8 protein-coding genes are annotated in these 6805 nt (G+C 31.6%); 1 reads left to right on the top strand and 7 read right to left on the bottom strand.

Annotation, left to right across the window (positions count from 1 at the left end):
• The 7 genes from CUL_RS0114500 to CUL_RS20020 form a co-directional block, all read right to left on the bottom strand.
• Positions 1–426: helix-turn-helix domain-containing protein (locus CUL_RS0114500; RefSeq protein WP_025642375.1), on the bottom strand; the 426-nt coding region annotated here is incomplete at its 3' end.
• 91 nt (positions 427–517) lie between these two features.
• The gene (locus CUL_RS0114495) at positions 518–919 is read right to left on the bottom strand and encodes a CRISPR-associated endonuclease Cas3'' (protein ID WP_025642374.1); all 402 of its coding nucleotides are present in this window, start codon (positions 917–919) and stop codon (positions 518–520) included.
• Positions 907–1587 (bottom strand): CRISPR-associated protein Cas5, encoded by a 681-nt coding sequence (cas5, locus tag CUL_RS0114490; protein WP_025642373.1) that lies wholly within the window; start codon positions 1585–1587, stop codon positions 907–909. The genes CUL_RS0114495 and cas5 overlap by 13 nt, the downstream gene beginning before the upstream one ends.
• Positions 1588–1596: 9 nt before the next feature.
• The gene (locus CUL_RS0114485; RefSeq protein ID WP_025642372.1) at positions 1597–2568 is read right to left on the bottom strand and encodes a type I CRISPR-associated protein Cas7; all 972 of its coding nucleotides are present in this window, start codon (positions 2566–2568) and stop codon (positions 1597–1599) included.
• 2 nt (positions 2569–2570) lie between these two features.
• Positions 2571–4562: a hypothetical protein gene (locus CUL_RS0114480; protein ID WP_025642371.1), complete on the bottom strand. Its 1992-nt coding sequence runs from the start codon at positions 4560–4562 to the stop codon at positions 2571–2573.
• 429 nt (positions 4563–4991) lie between these two features.
• Positions 4992–5903 carry a transposase gene (locus CUL_RS18130; RefSeq protein ID WP_109840717.1) on the bottom strand — a complete coding sequence of 304 codons (912 nt, stop codon included), beginning with the start codon at positions 5901–5903 and terminating at the stop codon, positions 4992–4994.
• Positions 5891–6088, bottom strand: coding sequence for an IS110 family transposase (locus CUL_RS20020; RefSeq protein WP_330216565.1), 198 nt, complete (start codon positions 6086–6088; stop codon positions 5891–5893). Before CUL_RS20020 ends, CUL_RS18130 begins: the two co-directional genes overlap by 13 nt.
• Before the next feature lie 258 nt (positions 6089–6346).
• Here CUL_RS20020 and CUL_RS0114470 point away from each other — a divergent pair, with 258 nt between their 5' ends.
• Positions 6347–6793: a UPF0236 family transposase-like protein gene (locus CUL_RS0114470; RefSeq protein ID WP_025642370.1), complete on the top strand. Its 447-nt coding sequence runs from the start codon at positions 6347–6349 to the stop codon at positions 6791–6793.
• The last annotated feature ends 12 nt before the right edge of the window (positions 6794–6805 follow it).

Raw genomic sequence — 6805 nt, 5'->3', positions numbered from 1 at the left:
CTGTACCCGCTCGCCTGGATAGGTAGCTGGGTTTTTACGATACTTAGATTTAGGATAGCTTTTTCGTTTTTTTGGTGTATTTAGCTTCATTTTCCTTATTTGTCTGCACATGGAGTCGTAAGTTCTTGTATAACCAGCATCTCTTAATTTACGATATACTTGTGCCAGACCTTCATGGCGATGATAACGGTGCTTATATCGTATTAAGCCCAATTCCTCCTGTGTATGTTGATTAGGATGAGAATGGGGTCTTCTGCTTTTATTTGCCAAAGATTTTATGGTTCCATCATACTTTTTTCTCCAACGCCATACCTGTTGGCGGCTGGTATGATATCTTCTAGCTGCTTTTGCATTGTTATTATGTTTGATTGCATATTTAACTACCCTTTGACGAAATCTCATTTCTTCTGTTATAATTGTTTTCATAGGAAAGGATCCCTCCGATATTTGTTTTTTGTGGCGAATAACATTATATCAGAGGCCTTTCCTTTTTTCATATTTTCTTGTCACAAATGTATTATCTCATATCATAACTTATTATCCAATTATCATTCGTTAGGTTTTTTAATTTACTATGATGATCTGCAATATCTCTAATAAGCCATAGCCATTGTACCTGATACTCTTCCCATAAATTCTGTTGATTTAATAAATGAAATCCTAGATAAGAGAAAACAAAGGCCCCAAAATCAGAATGATTAGGGCCCTTAGTTTTGCTTTCATTGTCAATATAGTCTTGCCATTTAATATGGTTTTTCCCAATATCGTGACATACACCTGCTAGGCCAACTAGTCTCACTAATTCTTTATCATAATCTGTTAAATAATGTTCAATTGAAATTTTAACATCCTTTAAGTGATTTTCTAAGAAAGAGTCGGGACGGGCTTTAGATTCTTTAAAAGCTTTTATACTAGACATATGAATTCTCCTCCTATATTTGCAACTAAACAATCTTCCCCATTATCAGGTTCCAATAAAAATTTAATATTTTTCATATCTTTTTCATATATATAGGATATGGATTTTTCAAATTGTCTCTCTCCCAAATAATCCTTCATAAATCCCCCAGCCCTGCTATAATGATAGCCTTCCTCAAATATTAACTTTTTAATTGTAGATGTAGGTACTGCGGAAGGAGTTTCTATATGATATTCTTCGTGAACAATATCTACTTTTTCAAAGCATCCAATGTATTTAGGAAATGTTAATGCAAAGGCTACACCTAAGTAAGTAGGATAAACTGAATAATTATTTTTTAATTTATTTGCAAGCTCTTCTACATATTCATTCCCAGCATAATATACACGATAAGCCGGGTTTACAAGGAACTCCATGGTAGTAGGCCTATTAAATGTTGCACCTTCCTTACCTAGCAAAGATAACTGTTGTGTAGATGTTCTAACTGGGCTTAATAACTGTATTCCAACCTTATCCTTAGTTACAAAGTCCGTAATTCCTAATATTGCTCCTACTAGCCCTTTTGCAACAATAGGAGGTATAAAAGGGTATGTTAATTGAGTTACTGTAGCATCTGGCCTTCTAAAGTGTCCTATTTTACCTTCTATATCGAAAACTACAGCTTTCATATATATCACCTACCATAACTCTTGCTTATATTTTGAAATATCTCCGATAATGTTTAATTGATTATTAACCCATATTCGACAACGTTCAATTTTCCCTTTATTCTCTTCAAGAGCATCAAGTAAAGGATTAATATTTAATTCAATATCATTTAACGAAGTTGGTTTTTTCCCATTGCCTCTCCAAACCTTATCTCCTGGTTCTAGGCTAATCAAATCTTCAATATATCCTATTCGGAAAAATGGGTCACTGTATTCAATGTGAATTAAAAATAGTGGTTGTTGCTGTCCCCTTCCCCTAGCTTGACGATGTAATGTTCCTTGCCATAATCCCTTTAATAATAATTCTTGGTCTTCAATGGTCATATTTGTATGTTCTGCATTTTTAGCATTAATAACTCCAGGCATGCAAAATACTGCAAAAGGCACAATATAACTAGTCCATATGGTTCCTTGAGTTTTTCCTTTCTCGTTATCTACTATTCCACTTTCCTTAGTATCTTTGCTAGGTAAAACCACAGTACCTTGTACATATTGACTATCCACGGGATGCATAGAGTGTGCCCAGCCAAACTGTACTGGTCCAGTTAAATTAAATTTTGGTCTAACAGAATATACAATGCCAAAGGTTCGCACATCAAAACTATGTTCCAACAATACAGATTTCATATCATCTCTAGCCTGTTGCTCTTTCTCCACTTTTTCAGCAATTAATTTTGCCAAACTACCCCGACCTAATAGACTTCCCTTTTCATTAAACACTTCTTGTACAAATATATGATTTTTTTTATCTTTTCCTCCTTTGGGCTCAGCATCAATTACATAATCCCTTACATCTCTTTTAATACTAACATCGGTTAAAGATATCCTACCATCTTCTTCTGGAAATATTCTACGCACATCACTATCTTGTAAAGGATCTCTATTTGGTATCCCATCTTTGACTGATTTCACAAATAAAAGTTCCCCATTATTAATGGTCATTTTTATACCTCCTCTTGTTTTTTATACATTAGATATCCTGACCAAAAGGCTGTCATAAATTGATCTTTGTCTTTGTTTAATAAGTCTTTTTTATTGGCTTCTAAGAGTGCAAGTAAAACATGAGATAAATTTTGGTGGAAATTCCTTCCCAATCCCAAATCCCATTGGGCTGCAAGTTCTTCACATCTTAATAATCCATCTTTCCAAATCATTTCTGGAGTTAATTTACTACCAAACTTCATTACTCTATGTTTTAAATAGTCATTATTAGTTCTACGATGATATGAATTAGAAAATTGTTTAAGAGTTAGTCCAACTACATAGCCTAATTCTTCTGCAGTCTTTAAATCATCTATTTTTATTTCTCCAGCATGATACTTTTCTAATAATCCCTGCCAGTTTGCCATAATATTCACTTCCTTCCCTATCCTTAATATTTCATTATTGTATCTGTTATAAAAGACTAGGAAACCATGATAAAATACCAATTCATCTACCATTTCCCAATGTTCTTCTCTATTAGCTAATTCATTTAATTTAGTAGATACGGAATGATGTAATCTATTGATATAAATTGGTTTTTTACTAAATACAGTTTCTAAGCTACTCCATACATAGCCAGGCCCATATGCATTCCCTAGCATAGAAGGTAAATTTGCCAATGGATAAAATTTCTCTTCTTTGTTACTTCCAAAAACTCTTCGTATTCTAGGAACTTCCTTTCTATTAATATCTTTTACAATATTTTTGAGCTCTTTGGCCACAGAAGGAACCACATCTTCTATAATCATACGAATATGCACATCGCCCCTAGAAATATCACCAGAGTAATATAGTAAAGTTAGACGATATTCATCATCGATTGTTGGTAATGCTTTATCAATACCAGCAATTAAATTCAAATGTATATCAGAACCCTTTGCTTTGTCGTCCTTCTTTAATAATTGTTTGTATTTTTTATACATTTGTTCTGGATTTTTCTCAACTAGGGGGAATACTATAGGTACTCCAAAGATTTGCTCAAAACTAGAATAACTTCTATTTTTTTTGGCCTCTACACTCATAATTGGCGCAAACATTTCCTTTAATATACTACTAGATATAGGGAGCGTAATTTGATTTAAAAACTGAGCCCCATATAGATATGCTTCATAATTTTTCTTATCTATTTTTATACCTGGTGTCCAATCCTCTTTCTTCCAATATATTGACCTAGGCGCTTCCCAAGTAGGAGACAACCATAGCCAATATTTATTGTAAATAGAAGCTACCTCCTCTTCTAATTTATTTGAAAATGTTGAAACTTCCTTCTCCCTATAGCCTAACGATTTTGCCTCTGTAAATTTGGCCTCTATAATGTTTTCAATACATTTATTGCTATCTAGATGCAATTGTTCTCCTAGTTTTAATTTGCTTTCAGTAATCCAAAAATATTGTGATCTTGTACCATGCTTTTCCTTAGAGCTATGGTATTCAGATAGCGAATGGTCATAAATATATAAAATGCCTAATTGCCTTTCCCTGTCTATAAACTGTTCATAATTCTTGTTTAATATCTCAGCCACCATATATGAAATGTTTTTTAATTCTTCTTCGCTACATTTATCATAGGATATTGTTTTCTCTAGTCTAGCTAATACTACCTTTTCTGCAAAATATTCAATATTTTCCATGTCTTTTATATGTTTGTCATACATTAAATAGCAAGGTATAGGATAACTACCCTGTGCATGAAGGGGATTGCCACCTTGTGGATAAAAAATTGGATATGCTGTATTTCTCGTTTTATCAACCTTAAAATCTTCCTCACCTGTACCTACTTTTAGAAAATGATAGCCAATCTTATTCTCATCTATTTCTATTAAAAATACATTTTGAAAAAAATTTTTACAATTTTCACTATTACAATCTGTGAGCAATTCTATCCTTTCCTTATTAGATAAATCGCTATCTCTAATAGGTTCTCCAACCCTAATTATCGATTCAGCTAACATCTTCTCACCTCCTCTTAAATCAAGTAGTATTTTTCAATACTTCAGATTATTTTTTTATTATTTTAATAGATCATTTAGAGTAAAATAAATTTATTTCACATATAATGTCTATTTTAATCCTCACTTAATAAAAGTAGCACTTATATTATTTTATAAACAATGGCTTTGCTCACTTTATATAGTAGTAGAACCTCTTTCTGACAGGATTTATTTCCCAAACTTCCTTCGTCCAACTTAATCTATATGTGAGTCCCGTCATGCTCGTATGCAGGATTATATCCTAATGGAGGAATTACATAATCGCCACTTTTGTTATTTTTATAATTATAAATTTAATTTCAAATTCTATTTTTAGCTACATTTTTTAAATAGAATCTTTTAAAAACGTTTCTAATTCATACTTAATTAAATCTGTGATATAGATTGTGATTAAGCAGCCACGTTTAAAAACTCATCTGGGTATTTTATTTGTGACATAATTTTACCTTCATCATAATCAACATCTTTTAAAATTATTGTATGAATTATTCTTAATAGTTTTCTGCATAATGCTATTATGGCTTGTTTCCCCGTAAGCTGATTTTTCCGTCTTGTAGTATAATAAATGTACATTTCTTTAAATGCAGTATTTGTCCTTATCATACCAAGTATTACCTGGTACAATAATCTGCGGAGATCCTTTAGACCCCTTCTGCTTATAGATGTTGTACCTTTTATTTTGCCAGAACTATTTTCTGTTAAAGAAAGTCCTACCACTTTTATCATTTGTTTTGGAGTCTTGTACTTTCTAATATCCCCTAATTCAGCTACTATACCACTTGCTGTCACAATTCCTATACCTTTTATTTGTGTGATCTTTGATGTTTCATCTAGACTGCTACAAATATCAGTTACATAATTATCTATTTCTTCTATCTGTTGTAGAAAGACTTCATATTTTTCTAATAGATATTTTATTTCTAATTTTGCAAATGAAAGTCCTTCTTTTATTCCTATGCTATTTTTACTTACTTCTACAAGCCTTTCTATCTTCACAAGGCTCACACCTCTTCTCATCTTTGGAGGTAGCATCTCATAGATTTCATTTGGCGATATGCTTTCAATTACAGATGGGAAGATATACTTTTTAATTATCTTTATAAATGATTTGAATTCCCAGCTGGCATATGCTTCTTTGTATTCTGGAAAATACCTGTCTAACCAATTATGAATTTGATTTTTTGTACGGTTTAAATCCTTTATTACAACTTGCCTTAAGTTCTTAGCATTCCTCAGTTCTTCATACTCACCCTCAAGTAAATTTAGGGTAGAATATCTAGCATCTTTTACTAATTGTGCAATGTTTTTGCACCTTTTTTATCTGTCTTTGTTTGAAGATTATCATCTAACTCTTTTATCTTTTTTACATGCATTGGATTTACTGTAACTACTTTGTATTCATTGGCCTTAAGATATCTTGCAAGGTTCAACCAGTAGTGACCTGTTGGTCCCATACCTATGAGCACTTTGCTTTTATTTTCTGCTATTTTAATATCCTTTAACTAACTCTCAAATTCTAAATATCCTGAAAGGGAATTATTAAAATTAATTGATTTGCCAAATTCTATTTCTCTTATGTCTTGTGCTCTTGCCACATGAAATTCTCTAGCGATGTCGATTCCAATTATTAAAGTTTCATCTTAGTGTAAAATAATTGTTGGACAAATAAACAAAAAAATATAGAGAATAATCCTCAATTTGATATAATGTAATCGTCGAAATCACAAAAAAGGAGGATATTCTCTATGAATAATATTATACAATTAATAGCAGGAAAAGTTAAGGGTGAAATTGAAGAAAATATAATAAGAGTTCTTGAAGGCGAAGGAAACCTCGATGATATTGTAGATTCAGTTGGAGAAATGGTTAATGATATTGGTATTAAAACTATTCAAGCAATAATTAGTGAATTAAATAGTATTATTAAAAAATCTCCTGAAAGAAGTGGAAAATACCATGTTCATAAAGGAAAAGTTGAAAGAACTTTAATTACTAAATTTGGTGAATTAGAATTTGAAAGGGCATATTATAAAAATATAAATGAAAATAATTATGTATATATTTTAGATGAATTATTGGGGATAGAGAAATACGAAAGAGTTGAGGGGAATTTAAAGGGAGATATTTTAGATAAATCTACTGATGTAAGTTACAAAAAAGACAGCAGAATTATCTACACCTGTGGATATTAGTAGAGAAACAGT

Source organism: [Clostridium] ultunense DSM 10521 (assembly GCF_000511955.1).
In the GTDB taxonomy this organism is placed as follows: Bacteria; Bacillota; Clostridia; order Tissierellales; family Tepidimicrobiaceae; genus Schnuerera; species Schnuerera ultunensis.
The sequence above is the reverse complement of the archived record's forward strand: the minus strand, read 5'-3'. Positions and strand labels throughout refer to the sequence as shown.

Excerpts from the sequence above, each read along its gene's own strand:
- CUL_RS0114495 (WP_025642374.1), bottom strand. The coding sequence starts at position 919 with ATGTCTAGTATAAAAGCTTTTAAAGAATCTAAAGCCCGTCCCGACTCT.
- cas5 (WP_025642373.1), bottom strand. The coding sequence starts at position 1,587 with ATGAAAGCTGTAGTTTTCGATATAGAAGGTAAAATAGGACACTTTAGA.
- CUL_RS0114485 (WP_025642372.1), bottom strand. The coding sequence starts at position 2,568 with ATGACCATTAATAATGGGGAACTTTTATTTGTGAAATCAGTCAAAGAT.
- CUL_RS0114480 (WP_025642371.1), bottom strand. The coding sequence starts at position 4,562 with ATGTTAGCTGAATCGATAATTAGGGTTGGAGAACCTATTAGAGATAGC.
- CUL_RS0114470 (WP_025642370.1), top strand. The coding sequence starts at position 6,347 with ATGAATAATATTATACAATTAATAGCAGGAAAAGTTAAGGGTGAAATT.